Origin of the sequence: Polaribacter sp. ALD11, from assembly GCF_002831685.1 — a bacterium.
GTDB lineage: Bacteria > Bacteroidota > Bacteroidia > Flavobacteriales > Flavobacteriaceae > Polaribacter.
In genome coordinates this window covers 1710502-1733356 of the sequence record NZ_CP025119.1, presented here as the reverse complement: position 1 = coordinate 1733356, position 22855 = coordinate 1710502, and the positions used below count along the sequence as shown (strand labels likewise).

Annotated in this window: 17 protein-coding genes and 1 tRNA gene; 8 read left to right on the top strand and 10 right to left on the bottom strand. The window is 30.7% G+C overall.

Annotated features, from left to right (window positions below; genetic code table 11):
• Positions 1–8: 8 nt before the first annotated feature.
• The 9 genes from CW731_RS07740 to CW731_RS07700 all read right to left on the bottom strand — a co-directional run bounded on the left by CW731_RS07740 (position 9) and on the right by CW731_RS07700 (position 8984).
• Complete coding sequence (locus CW731_RS07740) at positions 9–431, bottom strand: hypothetical protein (RefSeq protein WP_100946187.1); 423 nt, start codon at positions 429–431, stop codon at positions 9–11.
• Positions 432–534: 103 nt separating this feature from the next.
• Entirely contained in the window at positions 535–2025 is a 1491-nt protein-coding gene (locus tag CW731_RS07735) for a cryptochrome/deoxyribodipyrimidine photo-lyase family protein (RefSeq protein WP_100946186.1), read from the bottom strand.
• Complete coding sequence (locus tag CW731_RS07730) at positions 2015–3547, bottom strand: cryptochrome/photolyase family protein (protein WP_100946185.1); 1533 nt, start codon at positions 3545–3547, stop codon at positions 2015–2017. The genes CW731_RS07735 and CW731_RS07730 overlap by 11 nt, the downstream gene beginning before the upstream one ends.
• A 1-nt stretch (position 3548) precedes the next feature.
• A complete protein-coding gene (locus CW731_RS07725) occupies positions 3549–4859 on the bottom strand; it encodes a DASH family cryptochrome (RefSeq protein WP_100946184.1) in 1311 nt (436 codons plus the stop codon).
• Positions 4829–4969, bottom strand: coding sequence for a DUF2256 domain-containing protein (locus tag CW731_RS07720; RefSeq protein ID WP_100946183.1), 141 nt, complete (start codon positions 4967–4969; stop codon positions 4829–4831). The genes CW731_RS07725 and CW731_RS07720 overlap by 31 nt, the downstream gene beginning before the upstream one ends.
• Before the next feature lie 2 nt (positions 4970–4971).
• Positions 4972–6393, bottom strand: coding sequence for an SDR family oxidoreductase (locus tag CW731_RS07715; protein ID WP_100946182.1), 1422 nt, complete (start codon positions 6391–6393; stop codon positions 4972–4974).
• Positions 6394–6401: 8 nt separating this feature from the next.
• Positions 6402–7019 (bottom strand): flavin reductase family protein, encoded by a 618-nt coding sequence (locus tag CW731_RS07710; RefSeq protein WP_100946181.1) that lies wholly within the window; start codon positions 7017–7019, stop codon positions 6402–6404.
• Complete coding sequence (locus CW731_RS07705) at positions 7019–8323, bottom strand: AarF/ABC1/UbiB kinase family protein (RefSeq protein ID WP_100946180.1); 1305 nt, start codon at positions 8321–8323, stop codon at positions 7019–7021. The genes CW731_RS07710 and CW731_RS07705 overlap by 1 nt, the downstream gene beginning before the upstream one ends.
• A 7-nt stretch (positions 8324–8330) precedes the next feature.
• Positions 8331–8984 (bottom strand): TetR family transcriptional regulator C-terminal domain-containing protein, encoded by a 654-nt coding sequence (locus tag CW731_RS07700; RefSeq protein WP_100946179.1) that lies wholly within the window; start codon positions 8982–8984, stop codon positions 8331–8333.
• Between the two features lie 227 nt (positions 8985–9211).
• On the opposite strand from CW731_RS07700, the gene CW731_RS07695 reads away from it, so the two are divergent.
• The 7 genes from CW731_RS07695 (at position 9212) to CW731_RS07665 (ending at position 21394) form a co-directional block, all read left to right on the top strand.
• Positions 9212–10306, top strand: a complete 1095-nt coding sequence (locus CW731_RS07695; RefSeq protein WP_100946178.1) for a formylglycine-generating enzyme family protein — start codon at positions 9212–9214, stop codon at positions 10304–10306.
• Between the two features lie 651 nt (positions 10307–10957).
• Complete coding sequence (locus CW731_RS07690) at positions 10958–11536, top strand: RNA polymerase sigma factor (RefSeq protein WP_100946177.1); 579 nt, start codon at positions 10958–10960, stop codon at positions 11534–11536.
• A gap of 103 nt (positions 11537–11639) precedes the next feature.
• Complete coding sequence (locus tag CW731_RS07685) at positions 11640–12755, top strand: FecR family protein (protein ID WP_100946176.1); 1116 nt, start codon at positions 11640–11642, stop codon at positions 12753–12755.
• Positions 12756–12952: 197 nt separating this feature from the next.
• Positions 12953–16321, top strand: coding sequence for a TonB-dependent receptor (locus CW731_RS07680; protein ID WP_100946175.1), 3369 nt, complete (start codon positions 12953–12955; stop codon positions 16319–16321).
• Positions 16322–16331: 10 nt separating this feature from the next.
• Positions 16332–17996 (top strand): RagB/SusD family nutrient uptake outer membrane protein, encoded by a 1665-nt coding sequence (locus CW731_RS07675; protein ID WP_100946174.1) that lies wholly within the window; start codon positions 16332–16334, stop codon positions 17994–17996.
• A 46-nt stretch (positions 17997–18042) separates the two neighbouring features.
• On the top strand, positions 18043–19308 hold the full coding sequence (locus tag CW731_RS07670; RefSeq protein ID WP_100946173.1) for a YdcF family protein: 1266 nt from the start codon (positions 18043–18045) through the stop codon (positions 19306–19308).
• A gap of 7 nt (positions 19309–19315) precedes the next feature.
• Complete coding sequence (locus tag CW731_RS07665; protein ID WP_100946172.1) at positions 19316–21394, top strand: glycoside hydrolase domain-containing protein; 2079 nt, start codon at positions 19316–19318, stop codon at positions 21392–21394.
• A 220-nt stretch (positions 21395–21614) separates the two neighbouring features.
• Here CW731_RS07665 and CW731_RS07660 read toward each other — a convergent pair.
• Positions 21615–21689 (bottom strand) — tRNA-Pro (locus CW731_RS07660).
• Positions 21690–21883: 194 nt separating this feature from the next.
• Here CW731_RS07660 and trxB point away from each other — a divergent pair.
• Positions 21884–22831 (top strand): thioredoxin-disulfide reductase, encoded by a 948-nt coding sequence (trxB, locus tag CW731_RS07655; protein ID WP_100946171.1) that lies wholly within the window; start codon positions 21884–21886, stop codon positions 22829–22831.
• Positions 22832–22855: the final 24 nt, after the last annotated feature.

Here is a 22855-nt window from a genome sequence, read left to right as displayed (position 1 = left end):
TTTATTGCTTAATAGAAGTCGTAATTTTTATCATTTTCAATTTTTAAATCTAATATTCTTTTAATAAATTTTTTGTTTTCTTTTAAAAGATTATTGTTTTTAAACCTTACAAAATTTCCTTGAGCATGAATACTAAAACCTTCTGTTTTAAATGTATATAATTGATAAAATGGAATTGCCCAACTGTAATTTTTTAATCCTTTATTTATATGAACTATAATGCCCTTTTCTCTAAGTTCTATGTTACCATAATTAATATCAGAGACAGTATTCATAAATGTTAAAAAACCATGACTAACTTCTTCAATTACCATCCTTTTAGAACCTGTGCCACCTTTTTTTATAGATTGAAAAAAAGAGTAAGAATCCCCTAACAGATCATTTATTGTAACTGCTGCATCTCTATTTTTATTTGTAGTGTTAAATATCATTACTCAAAGATACATAAAATATATTTATGTTTAAGTGTTTTTAGTATAAGTTAAACAAAATTAATAGAAAAATTATTTTTTAATGTTTAAATGTAAGTTTCTGTCAATCAGTATTTAGCTTTCTAGTTTTATTAGAAAGTGTGTGTTTTTTTAGAATTCTTTCACTTTCTTGTCTTACCTCTTTATTTTTTCTCATATTCCACAACGTATCACTTGCCTTTTTTCTAGCAACTTTAATATCTACAATAGGATTCGGATAATCTACACCCAACTCAAAATGATTAAACTGTTGGTCTAAAGGTGTCATTAGGTAAGGTTCGTGTATAAACGGGGTTGCTAAATGTGCCAATTCTGGTATCCATTTTTTTATAAAAGAGCCATCTTCATCGTGCTCTAAGCTATTTTTTACTGGGTTGTAAATTCTAAGGATATTTATGCCTGTTTCACCTGCATTCATTTGTAATTGAGGAAAATGAATTCCTGGTTCAAAATCTAAAAACAACGTTGAAAGATGTTGGGATGCTGCTTGCCAAGGTTGCCATAAAATCTGTGTAAAGAAAGAAACCAACATGGCGCGCATTCTAAAATTTAAGTAACCAGTCTCTTGCAGACAACGCATACAAGCATCAATTAAAGGAAAGCCAGTTGCACCTTCTTTCCAGGCTTTCTGATATTCTAAAGAAATACTTTTTTTCAATTTTTGATACCCTTTATTTATGCTCGCGTTTTCCATGGTGTGTTCCATTTCAAATTTTTGAATAAAATGTGCTTGCCATCTTAATCTAGAAGCAAAAGCGCCTAAGTGTTTTTTATTAGTTGCTGTTTTGTGTTTATGTGCTTCTTGAAATATCTGGCGAATTGAAACATTTCCCCATGCAATATATGGTGATAATCTGCTGCAGCTTTCTCTAGCTAGGGCAGGTTTAGAAATATTAAACATATATTTTTCGTGGCGTTTTTCAAAAAAAGTATCGGCATATCTTCGAGCCATTTTTGTACCCCCCTTTTGATAAGGGGTTCTATTTTTAGTTTCTAAATTTACCGTTTGAAAATATTTTTCTAAATGCTGAATTTCTTCAATAGAAAGAAATTTATCAGCATTCAAATCATTTTTAATCTGAGCAGCAAGCATATAATTTTCCCATGTATCAAACCAATCCTCTCTATTTAAGAGTCCTCTTAAAATACCATTATTGCTGTTTTCTACCCAACTTATAGAGTTGTTTCTGCAATATCTTGTAAATTCTTTGTCTCTGTTATAGGTGATTAATAAGCCTGTTTCTTGATGAGAAAATACAGCGTCAATTTTGTAAGTATCAAAAAGCTGATTGAAAGCACTCACAACTTCTGCTTGCACACATAGAACTTTGGTGTTGTGCTTTTTTAAATCAGTATTTAAATCTTCTAAAGATTGTTTTATGAAGTTCCAATGGCGTTCATCATAATGTGCATCGTTAATTAAAGAGTTTTCAAAAACATATATAAAAAGGACGCGTTTGTTAGACTTTATGGCATTGTGAATTGCCTCATTGTCTTGCAGGCGTAAATCGCGTTTAAACCAAACGATATGTATTTCTTCTCTATTAGTATTCATCTAAATGCTCTATAATATGATTTGCTTTTTCTTTAATTTTTATTCGATCTTCAGATGACATTTTGTTTAACAAACTATACATCATTTTCATTCTAAAATTAGAAGCTAATTTTTCTTGTTTTTCGTCCAGAAAATTCCAATAAAGCGTATTAAAAGGGCACGCGTCATCCTCAAATTTTTTCGTTTTTTTATAAGCACAGGCATCACAATAATTGCTCATTTTGCCAATATAACTTCCGCTAGAAACATAGGGTTTTGTGGCTATTTTTCCTCCATCTGCAAACTGGCTCATTCCACGTGTATTTGGTAACTGAACCCATTCTATAGCATCGACATAAATTCCTAAATACCAAGCATCAATTTCATCAGGATGAATTTGTGTTAACAGTGCAAAGTTCCCTGTAATCATTAAACGTTGAATGTGATGTGCGTATCCGTTATCTAAAGAATTATTGATAGCGTTTTTTAAACAATTCATTTTAGTTTCTCCTGTCCAAAAGAAGTTTGGCAATGTATTTTTGTTCTCTAAAAAGTTTTCTTTCTTGTAATTTGGCATCAACATCCAATACATGCCTCTCATGTATTCTCGCCAGCCTAAAATTTGTCTTATAAAACCTTCAACTTGCGATATGTCGATGTTGTCTTTTTGCTTTCTATACGTTTCTAAGACTTTAGTTATAATCTCTTTTGGAGAAATCATTTTTGTATTCATTGCAAAAGAAATTCTACTATGAAATAAGTAGATTTTATCTGTGTGCATAGCATCTTGGTAGTCGCCAAAATGAATCAATAAATGTGAACAGAAATAATCTAATTGTGCTAAAGATTGTTTTCTAGAAATTGGGTATTCAAAATACTTCGGATTGATTTTACCAATCGTTTGTATTCCCGCCTTTGCAATCTCAGCAATAATTTCTTCAACATTAGTGTCAAAATTAATTTCTTGCGGAATTAAGGCGTCACCTTTCCATTTTTTTCTGTTGCTTGCATCATAATTCCATTTACCACCTTCAGGTTGCTTGTCTACCATTAAAATTTGATGTTTTTTACGCATATTCCTGTAAAAATTTTCCATCAAAAATTGTTTTTTACCTTTAAAGAAAACTTTTAAATCTTCTCTCTCAGTATAAAAATGCTCGGTAGAAAATATTTCAGACTCAATTTCTAAGGATGAAGAAAAATCTTTTAATTGTGTATCTAAACGATACTCATCAGGAGCTAGATATTCAAATTTTTCAATGTTATTTTCTGTTATTAAGGTTGATAAATTCTCAACTAAACTTTGTGTGTTTTTTGTATCATTTATATGGAAGTAAATAACGTTGTGTTTTTTATCTTTTAGTTCTTCGGCAAAGTTTCTCATTGCTGCAAAAAAGCCAACTACTTTCTGTATATGATGGGTTATATAATCTGTTTCTTGTCGCATTTCAAACAAACAATAAGTTACATGATCATCTATATTTGAAAACCAAGAATGTTCGCTGTTTAGTTGATCACCTAAAATTAAGCGTAATTTTTTCATGCTAAAAGAGTGTTTTTTCTAACCACATTTTTCTGAATTTATAATTTGAATCATAGCGTTCTGCCTGCAGTTGCGTGTTAAATTTTCGATTTCTTGGGTCGTTTCCAACGCCAGCAACATACATCCAGTTTCCGTAATTGCTGTGAACATCATAATCTAGTAACAGAGATTCGAAATAGGCAGCACCAATTCTCCAATCTAAGAGTAGTTCTTTTGCAAAATAAGAAGCGACATTTTGTCTTCCTCTGTTGCTCATCCAACCTGTTTCTTTCAATTCGATCATGTTGGCGTTTACAAAATCGTCTTTTGTTTCTCCGTCAATCCATTGTTTAATTAATTGTCTGTCTGAATTCCAAGTGTAGTTCTTATCTAAAATTCCGCCGATTTCAAAAATTTTAGAATCGTATTTTAAAGAAATATATTTAAAATAATCTCGCCAAATCAATTCAAAAATCACCCAATAAGTAGATTGATTTGCGCCAAACTCAGCTTCATATTCTTTAATTTTCCAGTAGATGGTTTTTGCAGACAAACTACCATTTGCAAGCCAAGGCGAAAATTTTGTACTATAATCGGTACCAACTAATCCGTTTCTTGTTTTTTTATAAAAATCAACTTTCCTCGTTTTAAAAAAATAGGTATTTAACCTTTCTAAGGCTGCTGTTTCTCCGCCAGAAAAAGGAAAAGCGGTTTTTAAAGGTGTTTCAAAATCTATAAAACCTAATTCTTTTAAAGTTGGGATTTTTGTATTATTTATAATTAAATTCTTTACGCTAAGTTTAGAAATAGAGACTTCTTTTCCAATTTTTACTGTTTTTTCTAATTTTTTCCTAAAAACCGTAAAAACATTCGGAATTTTAGAAAAATCTTTAGAAACTTTTTCTGGATTGTATAGAAACTGGTCATAACTTTCAACAAAAGAAACCTTGTCTAAAAGTTTGTCTTTTAAATATTTATTGGTGGTAACTTCTTCTTTAGTCCATTCTTTTTGAGTGTAGATCGTACTGACAGAAAATTCATCACAAATTTCATGAATTTTATCTGCTGGATTTTCATAATAGGTGAGGAGTGTAATATTTAATTCAGATAAATTATCTTTTAAATCTGTAATAGTTTCGATAAGAAACTGGGTTCTAAATTTTTCTGTTTTTTTAAATCCAAATGCATCAATTTTAAATAATTTGGGGTCAAAAAAATAGATTGCAATTACTTTAGGGTGATTTTTTACTGCTTTATTTATAGAGATATTATCATGCACTCGTAAATTATTACGAAACCATATTAAGCCTGTGTTGTTTTGTATCTCCTGCATCTTTCGCTACAATATTTAACATTCTCCCAGTTCTTTTCCCATTTTTTTCGCCATGTAAACGGTTTTTGGCAAACAAGACATGTTTTTTCTGGTAGGTTTTCTTTTTTCAAAATTATTTATTGATGTTGTTAATCATTCCGTTAAAAACAAACCAATGAAAAGGAATTACTGCGTACCAATACAATCTACCAGCTAGACCATGAGGTCTAAAAGTTGCGGTTTGGTATAAAATACCTTCTTCAACTTTAAACTCTAGCCAAGCTTCTCCTGGTAAAATCATTTCTGCATAGAGTAGTAGTTTTCCGTTTTCTTTATTCGCATAAATTACCCGCCAAAAATCTAAAGCATCACCAGCGTTTAATTCAGTTGGGTGCCTTCTTCCTCTTCTTAAACCAGCACCTCCAAAAATTTGATCAACAAAGCCTCGTATTTTCCATAGAAAAGTACCGTAATACCAACCTGTTTCGCCTCCAATTGCCCAAATTCGGTTGAGGGTTTTTTCTTTGTTTTTAACTTCCCTTTTTTTAAAATCTTTAAAACACCCATATTCTGGAACATTTATAAACTCATGAACGTAATTTTTTAGCTTACCGCTGCTTACATAAGAATCTTTCCAACTAGAAATAATACTATTTTGTTCAATTTTCTTGAAAGCCAACTTAACGGCTTTTTTGTAAGACATTGGTTTTACATCTAACAGTGTGTTAATATTACTTTTTACTCCTATAACTTCTACACCCATAGAGTTTACTAAAGTGCTTGCTAATTTGTAGGAAGTTGAGGTAACAAAATATAGCCAGTAAGAAGATAGTTTTGGTGTCATTACAGGAACGGTAAGTATGTATCTTTTTAATTTTCTTACTTCTGCAAATTGCAATAGCATCTCTTTATAGGTTAGTACTTCTGGCCCAAAAATATCATGTGAAGTGTTGTACAATTCTTTAACACCTAAAGATCTGTGTAAAAAAGTTAATACATCTCTAATTGCTAAAGGTTGTGTTTTTGTATTTAACCATTTAGGAGCAATCATTGCAGGAAGTTTTTCTACAATATCTCTAATTATTTCAAATGATGAGCTGCCAGAACCAACAATAATACCTGCTTTAAAAGTGGTAAGTGCATATTTTTCTGAGGCTAATGCCTTTTCGACATTTTTTCTTGATAATAAATGTTTCGAAAGTTTCGTGTCGTTGGTTATTCCGCTTAAATATATAACCTGTTTTGCAGATGAATGTTCTGCAAAATTTTTAAAATTGAAAGCACACCTTTCTTCTAAAGCATGAAATTCTTTAGCAGAATTAGACATCGAATGAATTAAATAATAAGCGGCATCTATATCTTTTGGAATGGTATTTAAGGTAAGCTCATTTAAGAAATCTGCCTCTATTAATTCGATATTTTCCTGGTTTTTATAATAGTTTTGTGCTCTTCCTTTGTCTCTAACAGGGCAAACAATTGTATGTCCGTCATTTAATAATAGCGGAATTAACCTTTTACCAATATAACCTGTTGCTCCTGTTACAAGAATTTTCATACACCTTTCTATGTTTTTGGCCTTTGGTAAGACAATTGTTTTTTAAATTTTGGAATAGCATATGTATCTAGACCATTAATTGTTGCGATATTTCCTTTAGACAAATTAATCAATCCATCTTCTTGTAGTAATTCATCATGAATATATAATTCTTGAATTTCTGCAACAATTAGCATTACATCATTAGAAGAAACGTACACTTCTTCTACAAACCTCATACTCATTTGTACAGGCGAATCTTTTACAAATGGAGCTTTAAAATCACCTTTGTATTCTGCTTCTAAATTAGTTACATCAAATTCAGAAATATTTTTTGGATATTTTGCAGAAGTATGATGTGCGTCTTCAATAATATCTTCGTAAATATGATTGATGGTAAAAACACCAGTATCTTTAATATTTTTATAAGTGTCTCTAGGAACTGTTGTTGGGCGTAATATAAAGCCTAAGGTTGGGGGATTAGAGCCTAAATGGGTAACTGAGCTAAAAACGGCAACGTTTGCAATTCCTTCTTCAGATATGGAACCTAGTAAATTAGCCGATTTAAAACCAGAACAACTATTTATTAAATTTATTTTATAAATTTTTTCTAAATCTTGTATTTGCTTAAAAGTAAAAAATGCCATTACAAAGATTTAAAATTATTGATTTTTACATTTTTAGCTTTTAAATCGTGCATTAAATTATACAAGCCGAAAAAGGTTCTGTTTATATAAATAAAGTGCTTAGAACCTCTGTTTCCATTCATGTTTTTTAACTCCGTACTTTTTGCATATTTGCTACCTAGATCAGATATTTTACCGAAAAACTCTTCATCTGAAAAATCGAAAACTTCTTTATTTAATGGTTGTGTAAAAAGACTCAACATTTCATGAAACATGGCTCTAAAAAAGTCTAATTCTTCTTTAGAATCATCTTCTCTTAATATTTCTAATTCATATAGTTTTTGTTCAAAAAGAACAGGGTCAGAAATGTTTTCGGGCTTAGCTAATTCAAAATAAGGCGTATAAAATTCCATTGGAATGGTTTTCATACAGCCAAAATCGATTACAATTAATTCGTCTTCTGGTGAAACTAAAAAGTTCCCAGGATGCGGGTCTGCATGTACTTTTTTCAATTTATGCATTTGAAACATGTAAAAATCCCACAAAGCTTGTCCTAGTTTATTAGAGGTTTCTTGCTTGTCTGTAGAAAATTCAGATAAGTGAACACCATTCATCCAGTCCATTGTAATAATTCTATCTGAAGATAAATCTGAATAATATTCAGGGAAATTTAAGTTCGGAATGTGTTTACAAGCAGCTACAATTTCTTTACTTTGTTCAACTTCTAAAATGTAATTGGTTTCTTCAACTAACTTGTTTTCTACTTCTTCAAAATATTTATCAGAATCTTTTCCTCTAATATTAAACATTTTAACAGCAATTGGTTTTACTAAAGACAAGTCTGAAGCAATACTATCTGCAACACCAGGATATTGAATTTTTACAGCTAATTTTTTGCCATCTTTTTCTGCTTTATGAACTTGCCCAATACTTGCTGCGTTTACAGAAACAGCATCGAATTTGTCGTAAATTTCACTTGGGTTTTTTCCAAAATATCTCTTAAACGTTTTTATAACTAATGCAGGTGAAAGTGGAGGTACAGAGAATTGAGAAAGCGAGAATTTTTCTACGTATGCTTTTGGTAGAATACTTTTTTCCATGCTAAGCATCTGTGCCACTTTTAAGGCACTTCCCTTTAATGTTTTTAAGCCGTCGTAGATGTCTTCTGCATTATTTTCATTTAGTCTAGCTTTTGCTTCTAATTCTGTTTTGGTAAGTTTATCACCATAATATTTTAAATAATTTACACCAATTTTAGCCCCAGTTGTTACTAGTTTAGAAGCTCGTTGTATTTTTGATGTTGGTATGGAGTCTATTGTTTTCATAGCTTCTTTACTTGAAGTTAATTTTTTCTTTTAAAATAAATTTGCCAAAATCGATGATACTTTTTAATGGTTTTATATCCATTAAATCGAAACGAGCATTGATAGATTTTTCTATAAAGATATCAGTTTTTTCAAAAGATGGAGATGTATCATCTAGCCAAAATTTCATCGTAATAATTAAGTGCATCCAAGAAGATTCTTGTATTGTTTTATCTTGAATTTTTCCTAACTGTTCTTGATTTAAATCAATTTTTTCGATTCCAATATTATTTACAAAAGTTTTATAGTCTTGCTTTAGATGTTTAAAAGGTTTTAAGTTTTTTAAATCTCCATTTTCTTTAATAGCATAAACCACATAACTTCTATTTGCTGTTAATACTTCAAAGAAAGTAAAGTAAAAACTTAACAATTTGTTTCTTGCATCATAGTCTGGGTATTCTTCACTTTTAGCTAAAACTTTAATTGTATTATTAAAAAATTCACTAAAAATAGATTCTTCAATTGCTTCAAAAGAACCATAGAATTTATAGAAATCTGATTCCTCAAAATTGTTTTCCTTAGCAAAACTGAAAACAGATTTTGGGTCATGATTATTTTCTAGTACAAACTCCATGTACCAAGAAATTAAGTTGTCTTTGGTGATGTTTTTCTTACGAGCCATAATTATTAAATTTTATGTAAAGATACAATTGTTTAACTATAATTCAAATATGTTAAACAATAATATTTTGTTAATAACGTAAATGAATTAAAATGAAGCATCTCTAAAATTAGTAGATAGTAAATTACCACTAAAATTAGAATTTTTATTTCAATTCATAACGTATTTTTGTAAATAGTTTTCTAGATTAACATTAAGCATAAAAAGTAATTTTGTAATTTTAAGATATGATTTTTAAGTTGAGGTTTCCTTGTACAATTTTTCTCGTTTTTTTAACTCTCTTAATTTCTTGTAAAAAGAATAAAGCCACTAAATTCAATGGAGGTGAAGTAAGTGAGACAGAAGAAAATACTGGTGTAAAACCTCCAGAAGGAATGGTTTGGGTTGCCTCTAAAACATTTTTAATGGGAGCGAAAGAAGGTGATAAATTTGCCATGATGAGAGAGAAACCTGCTCATAAAGTATATGTAGCTGGTTTTTTTATAGATGCACATGAAGTTACCAACCAACAATTTAGAAATTTTGTAATAGCAACTAATTATATAACAACCGCAGAAAAACAAATTAATTGGAATGAAATTAAAAAAGATTTACCTCAAAATACACTAAAACCAGCAGATTCTATTTTACAACCAGGAAGTTTAATTTTTAATAAAGATGCAGGTAAAATAGTTACTATGAATAATTACCAACAATGGTGGACATGGAAAATTGGTGCAAATTGGAAACAACCAGAAGGACCTGGGAGTTCTATCGAAGGAAAAGATAATTTTCCTGTTGTTCACATTAGTTATGATGATGCTTTAGCCTATTGCAAATGGTCTAGCAGAAGGTTGCCAACCGAAGCAGAATGGGAATCTGCTGCGCAAGGAAACAACACAAATAATATTTTTACTTGGGGAAACAACCAAGCAGGTTTAAATGCAAATGCCAATACTTGGCAAGGTGAATTTCCTGTAAAAAATATTTCTGAAGACGGTTTTGAATATATTTCCCCCATAAAATCATATCCAGCAAATAATATTGGCTTGTATGATATGGCGGGTAATGTTTGGGAAATCACGTCAGATTTATTCAATGTAAATTATTATAAAGGCTTAAATCCCAATGAAGTTTTAAGGAATCCGAGAGGAGCAAGAACATCATATTCACCTTCAAGTCCGTCTCAATTAGAACATGTTATGAAAAGTGGTTCTTTCTTATGTCACGAATCTTATTGTGCAAGTTTTAGAATTTCTGCCAAAATGGGAATGGAACCAAGTTCAAGTTCAGACCATATTGGCTTTAGAACGGTTGCAACAAAAGAAATGTTAATGAAATAATATAGGTTGAATGATATTGGGTTTCAACAAAAAGACTTGATAAATTATTATTATAGTATTGAGTTGGAGTATGAAGAAAAATGAACAGAAATTTTAGAATAATTTACGAATCAATTTGTTCCATCTATTTCATCATAATATGATCAACTTAAAGATTTAAAATTAGAAGGAATATTCAGATAGTATACGAATGGTTTCCATTTGCATAATACTCAAGATACCCATTATTGTAAAATTTGATTATTTCTTGTCAACAACCAAACTTATTACCTAGTTTTAGATGTATTTTTTATAAGAGTAATTTTCAAATTCTGAATTACTATTTACTGTATGCTCTTTTTTCTTTTAATCAGCTGAAATTTGTGCAGGTTTAGGGTATCCTTTTTCGTTAGTTTTGTGGGTAAGTACATGATTTGTATTCAGTGTGAATCGATCATAATGAGCACTAACCATCTCCCTTATATGTAGTTGTTGAGTATAAATTTGGTGATTTTACAGCTGTTTATTCATAACCAAAATCTCCAGAATTAACCTATAGATATATTTTAGGTAAGACATAAACTATTCATATAGTTAAATTAATAGTTTCTTAATGAAGAATTTTGTTTTTCATTAAATTCTTTTCCTAATTTTCACGAAAATTCCATTAAAGTGAGGTTAACTGATATATATGATGTAAGCGATGCTCAACTATTACTATTAATGAAAAATGGAAATGAGTTTGCTTTTAATAAGCTGTATGATAGCTATTGGAAAAGACTTTTTTTATACGCTTTAAATATTTTAAATGACAAAGGGTTAGCGGAAGATGTAGTACACGAGATATTTACTAATATCTGGATTAAAAGAGAATCTTTAGACATTACTTCTTTTGAAAACTATTTATTCGTTTCTGCAAAAAACAGATCAATTTCTCTTTTTAGAAAAGTGAAATTTACAGAGCTAGACGAAAATATTATAACTAATTTATCTCTTACACCCGAAATAGATGATACTATAAATGTGAGGGATTTAAAGTACACTATAGAAAATGCTGTTAAAGATTTACCAAGCAGATGTAGAGATATCTTTTATTTGAGTCGTTATGATGATTATTCGAACTTAGAAATTGCTAATTACTTTAAAATTTCACAAAGAACTGTAGAAAACCAACTTTACTTAGCTTTAAAGCATTTAAGAGCAGTAATTAGTAAGACAATCAGTATTTTACTTCTTTTTTCCTTTTTTTGATAGATTACCGCTTTGTTTCTTTAACGTTATCAGTTGGTTAAATAAGACTTTTTCTATGTGAGAACTTTAAGGGTCTTGCGTCTTTCTATTGTAAAAAGATATTATGACAAAAAAAGAGTTTTTAGAATTAGCTAAAAAACACCAAGAAGGTGAGTGTTCTGAAAGAGAAAAAGAGATACTATTCTCTTTTTGTGATAAAGTACAATTTAAAAATTTATTAAATACATGGAATGTTTCTGAAGAGGAGCAAACCAGAATAGCTGTTTTAAGAAAAATAAGGTTTACAGTAAGATCTCACAAAAAACAACAAAAGAGAAAATCTAACCTTTTAAAAATAAAAGCCTTTGCACTTATTATTGGATTACTGATAACAGGTTATTATTTACAATACACTACAAAAACAATAATACCTACAAACGCAATAACTTTAAAGTTAGAAGACGGGTCAATAGCGGTTATTGATGAGAAATCAGAAACCAACTCTTTTTTAAATAAGAAAGGAAATTTATTAGGAGTTCAAAAAGGAAAGCGTTTGGTGTATGAAAAAGGAAAAGCGACTAAAAAGGTTGTTTACAATACACTATCAGTGCCTTATGGTAAAAGATTTGAATTAGAATTATCTGATGGTACAACGGCATATTTAAATGCAGGAACTTCTATAAAATACCCTGTTAAATTTTTAAATGGAATGGAAAGGAAAGTTTTTATTACGGGAGAAGCTTACTTTAAAGTTACCAGAGATAGTGCTCATCCATTTATTGTAAATGCAGATAAATTAAATGTAAAAGTATTGGGTACTGCATTTAATGTTCAGGCGTATCCCGAAGATACTGTTTCAGAAATTGTTTTAGTAGAGGGGTCTGTTGCATTGTATAAAGACTCTAAAAAAACAGGAAATAAGACACTTTTAACTCCAGGTTTTAAGGCGAGTTTTAATAGACAAAATAGTGCTATTACTACTAAAAAAGTGTTAACAGGTGTATATACTTCTTGGATAAATGGAGAGCTTGTTTTTAGAAATATGACTTTTGAAAATATTCTAAAAAAACTAGAAAGACATTATAATATAGAAATTTTAAATAACAATAGTAAGCTTTCTAAAACCCTATTAAATGCCAGTTTTGGAAATGAATCTATTGCCGTGATTTTAGAAAGTTTAAAAGAAAACTACGGAATTGAATATGTCATTTCAGGAAAAAAAATAACGATAAACAATTAAAACAAAATTTTAAGGCCAATGAATTGAAAAAATTGAATGCTAAAAAACAAAAGAATCGGAAAATGTTACGAGCATTTCCCGACTATAAAACAGTGCTTAAATTAAATACAAACACATATTAACACCATAAAAGTATGAAAAAACTTCTTACTAAAACAAAAAAAAATCCCTATTGTATAGGTAAATTCGATTTAAAGATGAAATTAACCTCTTTATTTCTTTTAATTACATTATTCACATTACAAGCAAATGAATCTTATTCGCAACATACAGAAGTATCTTTAAACTTTAAAAATGTTTCTATAAGTGAAATTATAGATGAAATAGAAAGTACGACCGAGTTTCGTTTTGTTTATAAAATAAATGATGTAGATTTTAAAAGATTAATCACCTTAAAAGCAAAGAAAGAAAAAGTAACAGCTGTTCTAACGCGTATTTTTAAAAACACAGATGTAACTTTTAATTTTAAAGACCGTTTGGTGTATCTGGTAAAACGAAAAAACAGCAAATTACCATCGCGTGAGATTAGTGTTCGTGTTGAGGAACAGACTTTAACGGGTAAAATAACAGACGAAGCTGGTCAGCCTTTGCCTGGTGCTAGTATTTTAGAAAAAGGAACAGCAAATGGTGTAACAACAGATTTTAATGGTAAGTTTTCAATTACTGTAAATAGCACTAATTCAGTTATTGTTATATCTTATATTGGGTATAAAACACAAGAAATTACTATAGGTAATCAAAAAGAAATACAGGTACAATTAGAGCCAGATACAGCTATTTTAGGAGAGATTGTTGTTGTTGGTTACAGCACAGAAAGTAGAAAAAATGTAACAGCATCTGTAGCTTCTATTTCACCTGCGGAAGTTAACACTAAGCCAGTAGCAAACGTAGCAGAAATGTTAGAGGGGAGACTTCCAGGGGTTCAGATTATGAGTGATAATAGCCCAGGAGGAGGAACTTCTATTAGAGTAAGAGGGTTTAGTACAATTAATAATAACGACCCATTAGTGGTGGTTGATGGAGTACCAGTTTCTAATGGATTAGATGGTCTTAACCCAGCAGATATAGAAACGATACAAGTTTTAAAAGACGCAGCATCCTCTTCTATTTATGGTTCTCGTGCAGCAAATGGAGTAGTGGTTATAACTACTAAAAAAGGAAGCACCAAAGGTAGTTTTAAAACCACATTAGATATTTACAGTGGTTTGCAAACCTCTTTTAACCTACCAAATACTTTAAACGCACAACAATATGGCGATTTACTTTGGCAAGCGACAAAAAATGATGGAAAAATACCTAGTAGTGATATTTATGGGAATAATCCAAACAAACCAATTTTACCAGAATTTTTAAATGCAGACAAAACAATTCGAAGTGGAGATGTAGATTGGATTAAAGAAATTATGCAGGTTGCTCCTGTACATTCTTATAATTTAACAATATCTAAAGGAGATGCAAAATCACAACAATCTTTTGGTTTAGGGTATTATAACCAAGAAGGAATTATAAAACATACAGGTTATGAGCGTTATTCTGTTCGTTTAAATTCAAGCTATAAAGTCTTAGATTTTTTAACCATTGGGCAAAACTTTACAACATCGTATAAAGAACGTGTTTCGGTAGGTACAAACTCGTCATTAGGTAGTGTTGTTTATAATGCGCTACAATTTCCTTCCATAGTTCCTGTAAAAGATATTCATGAAAATTTTGGAGGGAATCCAATTAATGATATCGCTAATCCATTAGGTAGTTTATATAGAAGTAAAGACAATGTGATAAAAAGTATTCAAGCAATTGGTAACCTATTTGCAGATATTAAGTTGGGGGATTTTAGTGCAAAAACTTCTTTAGGTATTGATTACCAAAGCAACAATTCTCGTAGTTTTTCTCCAGCTTATGATGAGATATTAGCACAAAACAATACCAATTCTTTAAGTACAAGAAATAGTTTCAACTATCAGCTAATTTGGACAAACACTTTAAATTATTCTAAAAAAATAGGATTACACAATCTTAATGTTCTTTTAGGTCAAGAAGCAATCAAGTATTATTATGAGGGTTTTGGCGCATCTAGACAGAATTTTTTATATGAAGATTTAAATTTCAGGTATTTAAGTAATGGTACAGAAAACCAGTTAAATAACGGAGGAGCAAATGAATGGGCTTTAAGTTCATACTTTGGTCAAGTTAAATATAATTATAATAGAAAATATCTATTTACAGCAACAGTAAGAAGAGATGGTACTTCTAGGTTAGCAAATAATAATTATGGAACTTTTCCAGCTTTTTCAGTAGGTTGGCGTGTAGATAGAGAAAACTTTTTTAATTTAGGAGATGCATTTTCTTCATTTTTAATACGTGGTAGTTGGGGGCAAACAGGTAACCAGCAATTACCTTCTTATTCGACTGTAGATAGTTATAGCAATAATAATGCAAATTCAGATTATGCAATTGGAGGAAACCAAAACACTGTTTCTACAGGTCTTACTCAGACACGTGTGCCTAACCCTAATTTAAAATGGGAAACTACTACAGGTACAACCATAGGTGTAGATTTAGGTTTTTTGAATGATAAATTAGAGGTGTCTGCAGAGTATTATACAAAAAAAACAGATGATATTTTAATTTACAATATTATTCCACTTACCTACGGTGGTACTAATGACGGACAATGGATTAATGATGGGCGAATGGAAAATACAGGTTTTGAATTGAACCTTAATTACAAGGATAAAATGAATGACCTTGGTTATGCTATAGGACTTAATTTTACAACCTATAAAAATGAACTTACTGAATTAAATAATGTTCCTTTTTTAGGAATACCGAGTTCCTCTCTTCATTCTGTTAATTTTGATCAAGAAGTTTCTAGAAGTGCTGTTGGGCAACCAATTGGTTCTTTCTATGGATACAAAACAGATGGTTTATTTCAAAGTGCACAAGAAGTTACAAATTATGCGCTACAACCAAATGCAAAGCCAGGTGATATAAGGTTTGTAGATGTTGATGATAACGGTGTTATAGATGATAAAGACAGAACATTTATTGGTTCTCCGCACCCAGACGTGTTGTTAGGTATGAATCTAAATTTCGATTATAAAAATATTGATTTAGGCATGTTTTTTAATGCTAGTTTGGGGAATGACTTATACAATTTAACAAAGTATAAAACTCATTTTTTCAATCAGTCTGCTTATAATAAGAATGAAGATTTGTTAAACGCATGGTCTCCAGATAATTCAAATTCTTCCATTCCTAGATTGTCTTTAGATGATCCTAATAATAATATTAGACCTTCTTCTTTTTATGTGGAAGATGGCTCTTATATTAAATTAAATATGTTACAACTAGGTTATACTTTTACTCAACCATTTATGAAAGGTAAAAAACTTAGAGTATATGCACAGTCTACTAATGTCTTTACAATAACTAATTATAGTGGAATGAATCCTCAAATCGGTTTACAAAATTATTCCTCAGACAATAGAAATTTAGACATCGGAGTAGATCGTGGAATTTATCCTCCATCACGCACATTTACAATAGGTCTTAATCTAAAATTTTAAAAAATATATTATGAAACGTATCTATAAAATTAAATACATACTTTTAATTGGTATTGTTATTCAATTATTCTCTTGTTCTGATGAATTTTTAGAAGAAACAACCTATGGCGAAGTAGCGCCTTCAGAAATTGTAAAACCAGAGAACATAGAAAGAGCTATTATTTCAGCTTACAGTGTTTTAAATGGGCAATTTGATGGCGCAAGTAATGCTTATAATTCTCCGGATTCTAACTGGAGCTTTGGAGATGTAGTCTCAGATGATTGCTATAAAGGAGGTGGTGGTACTGGTGATCAAAATAATATTCACCAAATGGAAATTTACGCTACAAACCCTACAATTATAGATGTAGAGCGTAAATGGTCTGCTCTTTATGAAGGTGTTAAAAGAGCTAATGAAGCAATACGATTGTTAAATGCATCTGAAGGTTTTGGTGCCACTTTAAAAATTCAAAGATTAGCGGAATTATCTTTTCTAAGAGGGCATTATTACTTCGAGTTAAAAAAAATCTATAATAGAATTCCATATATAGATGAAACAGCAAAAACAGTTTCAGATTACGCAAGATCTAATACAGAGTTTACTTCGGAAGAGTTATGGGAAAAAATTGAAGGAAATTTTCAAAAAGCATACAACGGACTACCTGAGACCCAAAAAGAATTGGGAAGACCAACTAAAACTGCAGCCAAAGCTTATTTAGCAAAATGTTACTTATTTCAGAATAAATGGCAAAAAGTAATCGATGCTACGAATGAAGTGATGACAAAGAACCATGGTTTAATGGATGATTTTAGTCAATTATTCCTTCCTGAAAATGACAATAATAAGGAAGTGATATTTGCAGTTCAGCATTCTATAGATGATGGGCAACCGAATAATTATAATGGAAGCATTGGAGATCGATTAACAGCTCCAGGAGGCCCATTTTATTCTCAATATGGTTTTCATAGACCTTCACAGAACCTAATTAATGCATTTAAAACATCAAATTTAGGATTACCAGTAGAAGGTAATATAGATGTAGCTACTAATGATTTTGTTGACCCAAGGTTAGATATTACTGTAGGTAGACCTAATATTCCGTATAAAGATTTAGGTATTTTGTATGAAGAAAGTTGGGCTAGGGATTTAGCTACTTATGGTGCTTTCGGGCCTAAAAAGCGTATTGTTTCGGCAAAATCTCCTTTTTATGTAAAAACGTGGCCTTATGTTAATGCGCTTAACTACTATATTATTAGGTATGCTGAGGTTGTATTATGGAAAGCGGAAGCTGAAATGGAGTTAGGTAATTTAGAAAATGCTAGAGCTTTAATAAATCAAATTCGTCAGCGTGTTATTAATTCTGAAAATGTGAAAAATTTAGAAGGTACTGCAGATGCTGCTAAATACAGTATTGCAACTTATGATAAAACATGGACAAATCTTGAAGCTGCAAGAGCTGCAGTCTATTTAGAAACGAGATTAGAATTAGCAATGGAGGGCCATCGCTTCTTTAATTTAGTTCGTTGGGGAAAAGCAAAAACGATTATAGATGATTACTTACAAATTGAAAAAACAAAAAGAAGTCACCTTGTAAATGCAAAATTTGTTGCAGGCAAAAATGAATATTGGCCTATTCCACAAAGATATATAGATGGAGTTCCAGCAGGAACTGTTACTCAGAATAATGGTTATTAACAAAATAAAGGAAACTCGAGAGAGTTTCCTTTTTAATTTTTTTAAAATGAAAAGAATTTATGTACTTCTATTTTTTGCAAGTTTACTAAACATTACTACAGCTCAAGAGAACTTAGGTTTTAATTCAAACTTTAAGCAATCAATATCTAACTCTAAGGTTCAAGATCAGAATTTTTATCTTTTTTCTGCGATTCAGAACAATCTAAAATTGGTGTCTTTTTTAGAAAACAACAACAAGTTAAATGCAATCTTTAAGAACAAAAAAGAGAGCATAACAGCAAGTTTAAAGAGTGATGAAGTTGAAATTGAATCACTAATTAATGCGTACAAATTCTCTGATGATGAAATTAAAAATATTTCTTCAATACTACGTAAAGAGACAACACTTAATAAAGAATTAGAGCTATTAATAACTAAAAACTTACGTCCTTCAGGAAAATATGAAAACTTTAAATCTTTAGAGAATTCAGATTATATTGTTGCTGCTTGGAAACTTTGTGCAAAAGGAATCAATCAATCCTTATCTGTTTATGGTTTAGGAGAAAAAGGGCGTTACCCTAAAATAGATTCTGTTTCTTATGATGTAAAAGACAAGCACTATAAAGGGGCTTTATTAATGTGGAGTGATATGTTAATGCACAAAAAAGAAGCGTCTACAGCTCTGTTTTTTCAACCTTCTTTAGATTTTACATTAGCTCTTTTATACCTGAATCATAGAGATGAATCTGCACGATATGAGCCACTAGATTCAGGAGCGAATAAAAAAACGATTGCTACTGTATCTCAAATAAATTTTGATGAGTTTCCGTATTCTTCAATTTTAATTTTAGGAAATGGGCCTGAGAATAATAAAGATACCTTAACGGCTTTGGGTAAATTAAACTTACAGTTAGGTGTTCTTGAATATCAACAGGAAAAAGCACCATTAATTATCGTTTCAGGAGGCCATGCGCACCCCTTTAGAGCTCCTTTTGCCGAGGCAATAGAAATGAAAAAAGAATTGATAAATCGCTATCACATTCCTGAAAACAGAATACTTATAGATCCTTATGCTAGGCACACAACTACAAATCTTCGTAATGCATCTAGATTAATTATCAATAGCAATATCCCTTTTAATAAATTAGCACTTGTTGTAACAAATAATGGACATAGCAAGTATGTTGGAAACGATAATTTTATTGAACGTTGTATAGAAGAACTGGGTTATATTCCTTCATTTATTTTAAAAAGAATTAATTCTACAACATTAGAATATCAACCAAAAATAGAATCATTACATCAAAATCCATTAGATCCTTTAGATCCATAAATTAACTATGAAAAAGCATAAAATTATTGTATTTGTTAGCTTATTTCTTATTATTCAGGTAGTTGAAGCTCAAGCTGAACAACATGTAACTTCAGGTAAAAGATTAGTGGAACTTGTTAACGTCTTTTTAGGTACTTCTGGAGATCACGGACAAATGTCTCCGTCTGCTTCATCTCCATTTAATATGATGAGCATGGGACCGCAAACAAACCCGCACATTCATACTGGTTATGAATATTATGCAAAAGAGTTTTTAGGTTTTACAACTACTAGAATTGAAGGTGTTGGCTGTAGAGGAAGTGGCGGAAATATTTTAATAGCACCTTTTATAAAGGATTCAAAAAAAACAATTCTTTTAAAAGATAAAGAAAAAGCGAAGCCAGGTTTTTATTCGGTTTCCTTTGAGAATGGAATTAGTGCAAAAATGAGTGTAAAACATAATTTTGGTATTCAAAGTTATCGTTTTCCAAAGACCAAGAGTGGCCTTAAAATAGATTTGTCTTTTGCAATGCCAGATAGATTTGTAGCTGAAGAAAACAAGGTAGATAATAATGTTATTACAGGTTGGATTGATACAAAAACTACTTGTGGCAAAGGTATTTATCGAATTTATTATGCCTTAGAAATAGAGAATATGAAGTCTCTAAAAAAGATTGATGACCATATATTTATAGCAGAGAGAGAAGATTTAAATGAAACAATGCAAGTCCGTTTAGGTTTTTCATCTGTAAATACTAAATATGCGTTAGAGAAAATTGAATCAATTTCTATTTCAGTATTAGAAAAAGAAACAGAAAAAGCGTGGGAAGAACTTTTAAATACCATAAAAGTTAAGGGTGAAAAAGATAGAGAAGCTCTTTTTTATTCCCTTTTATATAGAGGTTTACAAGCACCTTATTTAATTTCTGAAAAAGATGGCACGTATGCTGCAATAGACGGATCTATTCAAAAATCAAATCATAAGATGTACAATGGTTGGGCAATTTGGGATAATTATCGAGAGCAATTACCAATGTTGTCTTTGTTTTATTCAAATGAATATAAAGACATCTCCAAATCTATTGCAAACTTGTATTTATACGGTAAAAATGATTGGGCAACCCAACACGAACCTTCACCTACCGTTAGAACCGAGCATGCTTCAGTTGTATTATTAGATGCGTATAAAAAAGGATATCAACTCGATTTAAAAAGCATAAAAGATTCTTTGGTTGCAGAAGCTGATAAACTAGATTATAATTCACCAGATAAGGCGTTAGAATCTTCTTATGATAATTGGGCAATGAGTGAATTAATGAAAGCTATTGGAAATCTTCCTTTAAGTAAAAAGTATAAAGAGAAAGCTTTAGAATATAAAACGTATTGGAAAAAAGACTTTTCAGATCTTTCAAAAAAGGATGTAGATAACATGCAAGCAAGAGGTTTATACCAAGGTACAATTTTACAATATCGTTGGTTTGTTCCTTTTGATGTAAAGGAGTTAAAGGAATTAGTAGGAGGAGAAGCTGCGTTTACAGATCAGTTAGATTCTTTTTTTGATAGCTATAGTTACAACCATGCTAATCAACCAGATTTACAAGTACCAGGCATGTACAATGCATCGAAGCAGCCATGGAAATCTCAAAAATTATTCAGAAATATTATGTTAGACACGGTAGTTCAAAATTATTTTAATGATAACAGCAAAGGTATTGATCCGTATATCGGTAGAATTTACAAAAATAAACCAAAAGCATATATACGTACCATGGATGATGATTCTGGTACCATGTCTTCTTGGTTTGTTATGCGAAGTTTAGGTTTTTCAGCAGCCAATGTAGGTTCACCTGTTTATTATCTTACAGCACCTATTTTTAAGTCTGTCTCAATTAATTTTCCAAATAAGAAAGTTTTAAAGATCAATGTAAAAAATTATCATAAAGATCATTTTTATGTAAAATCTGTAGTCTTTAATGGAGAAAAATTAGATAGGAACTGGCTTACTCATCAAGAAATTATAAATGGTGGAGCATTAGAAATAGAAACATCTTCGAAGCCAAATTTGGAATGGGGAACTAAAAATCAATGGATTTCTACAGTAGATTAATCTACTTAATAATTCTGAGTTTAAAGTGAAATAAAACGGTTTGGTTATCTTTTAATTGAAAATTGAAGTTTAAGGAGGATGTCATGTTTTTTTCTATTATAGAATATAAGAGTCTGGTAAGTTTTGGTCTTGATTTTGAAGGAACTATTATTTAGCAATTATTTCGATGCTCTAAAAACTAAAAAAAACCTTGTAAATCATAAGATTTACAAGGTTTTTGTCGGGGTGGCAGGATTCGAACCTGCGACCTCCTCGTCCCAAACGAGGCGCGATGACCGGGCTACGCTACACCCCGAAAATGATTACTCATTTAAGGACTGCAAATATACACTCTTTTTGTAAAAAACAATCATTTTTTTAATAATTATTATTCATTACAAAAAGTTGATTAACTCTAATTATGTTTCCATTATTAAAATTTATAAACATTCGTATTTATAAGCACCAAAAAATGATACTTTTACATTTCTAAATTCGATACAGAATATTATGTCAGATACAATAGAAAAAATAAAATGTTTAATTATAGGTTCTGGTCCTGCGGGTTATACTGCAGCAATTTATGCAGCCAGAGCAGATATGAAGCCTGTAATGTATACAGGAATGCAAATGGGAGGTCAATTAACTACAACAACAGAGGTAGATAATTTTCCGGGTTATGCTGATGGTACAGATGGTACTGCAATGATGGAAGATCTAAAAAAACAAGCAGAACGTTTTGGTACAGAAGTTCGTTTTGGATTGGTAACTAGTGTAGAATTAAGTGATAAAGTTGGTGGAATTCATAAAGTTATTGTTGATGAGTCTAAACATATAGAAGCAGAAACAATAATTATCTCTACAGGAGCAACTGCTAAATACTTAGGAATAGAAAGTGAACAACGTTTAATTGGAGGAGGAGTTTCTGCATGTGCAACTTGTGATGGTTTTTTCTATAAAGGACAAGATGTAGTTGTTGTTGGAGCAGGAGATACTGCTGCAGAAGAAGCTACTTATTTATCAAATATTTGTAGAAAAGTAACAATTTTGGTTCGTAAAGATTTTATGAGAGCATCTAAAGCAATGCAGCATAGGGTTGAAAAAACGGCTAATATAGAAGTTTTATACAATACGGAAATCGATGAGGTTTTAGGTTCTAATGTTGTTGAAGGGGTTAGAGCAATCAATAATAAAACAAAAGAAACACATGATATTTCTGTAACAGGTGTTTTTATTGCGATTGGACATACACCAAATTCAGACTTATTTAAAGGTATTTTAGATATGGATGAAACAGGATATTTAATCACAAAAGGAAAATCAACAAAAACAAACTTACCAGGAGTTTTTGCTGCAGGAGATATTCAAGATAAAGAATACAGACAAGCAGTTACAGCAGCAGGTACAGGTTGTATGGCTGCTTTAGATGCAGAGCGTTATTTAGGAGCTTTAGAATAAGTAACCTTAAATTAGAACATAAAA

Coding starts and splice junctions, on each gene's coding strand:
- CW731_RS07740 (WP_100946187.1), bottom strand. CDS start 431: ATGATATTTAACACTACAAATAAAAATAGAGATGCAGCAGTTACAATA.
- CW731_RS07735 (WP_100946186.1), bottom strand. CDS start 2,025: ATGAATACTAATAGAGAAGAAATACATATCGTTTGGTTTAAACGCGAT.
- CW731_RS07730 (WP_100946185.1), bottom strand. CDS start 3,547: ATGAAAAAATTACGCTTAATTTTAGGTGATCAACTAAACAGCGAACAT.
- CW731_RS07725 (WP_100946184.1), bottom strand. CDS start 4,859: ATGCAGGAGATACAAAACAACACAGGCTTAATATGGTTTCGTAATAAT.
- CW731_RS07715 (WP_100946182.1), bottom strand. CDS start 6,393: ATGAAAATTCTTGTAACAGGAGCAACAGGTTATATTGGTAAAAGGTTA.
- CW731_RS07710 (WP_100946181.1), bottom strand. CDS start 7,019: ATGGCATTTTTTACTTTTAAGCAAATACAAGATTTAGAAAAAATTTAT.
- CW731_RS07705 (WP_100946180.1), bottom strand. CDS start 8,323: ATGAAAACAATAGACTCCATACCAACATCAAAAATACAACGAGCTTCT.
- CW731_RS07700 (WP_100946179.1), bottom strand. CDS start 8,984: ATGGCTCGTAAGAAAAACATCACCAAAGACAACTTAATTTCTTGGTAC.
- CW731_RS07695 (WP_100946178.1), top strand. CDS start 9,212: ATGATTTTTAAGTTGAGGTTTCCTTGTACAATTTTTCTCGTTTTTTTA.
- CW731_RS07685 (WP_100946176.1), top strand. CDS start 11,640: ATGACAAAAAAAGAGTTTTTAGAATTAGCTAAAAAACACCAAGAAGGT.
- CW731_RS07680 (WP_100946175.1), top strand. CDS start 12,953: ATGAAATTAACCTCTTTATTTCTTTTAATTACATTATTCACATTACAA.
- CW731_RS07675 (WP_100946174.1), top strand. CDS start 16,332: ATGAAACGTATCTATAAAATTAAATACATACTTTTAATTGGTATTGTT.
- CW731_RS07670 (WP_100946173.1), top strand. CDS start 18,043: ATGAAAAGAATTTATGTACTTCTATTTTTTGCAAGTTTACTAAACATT.
- CW731_RS07665 (WP_100946172.1), top strand. CDS start 19,316: ATGAAAAAGCATAAAATTATTGTATTTGTTAGCTTATTTCTTATTATT.
- trxB (WP_100946171.1), top strand. CDS start 21,884: ATGTCAGATACAATAGAAAAAATAAAATGTTTAATTATAGGTTCTGGT.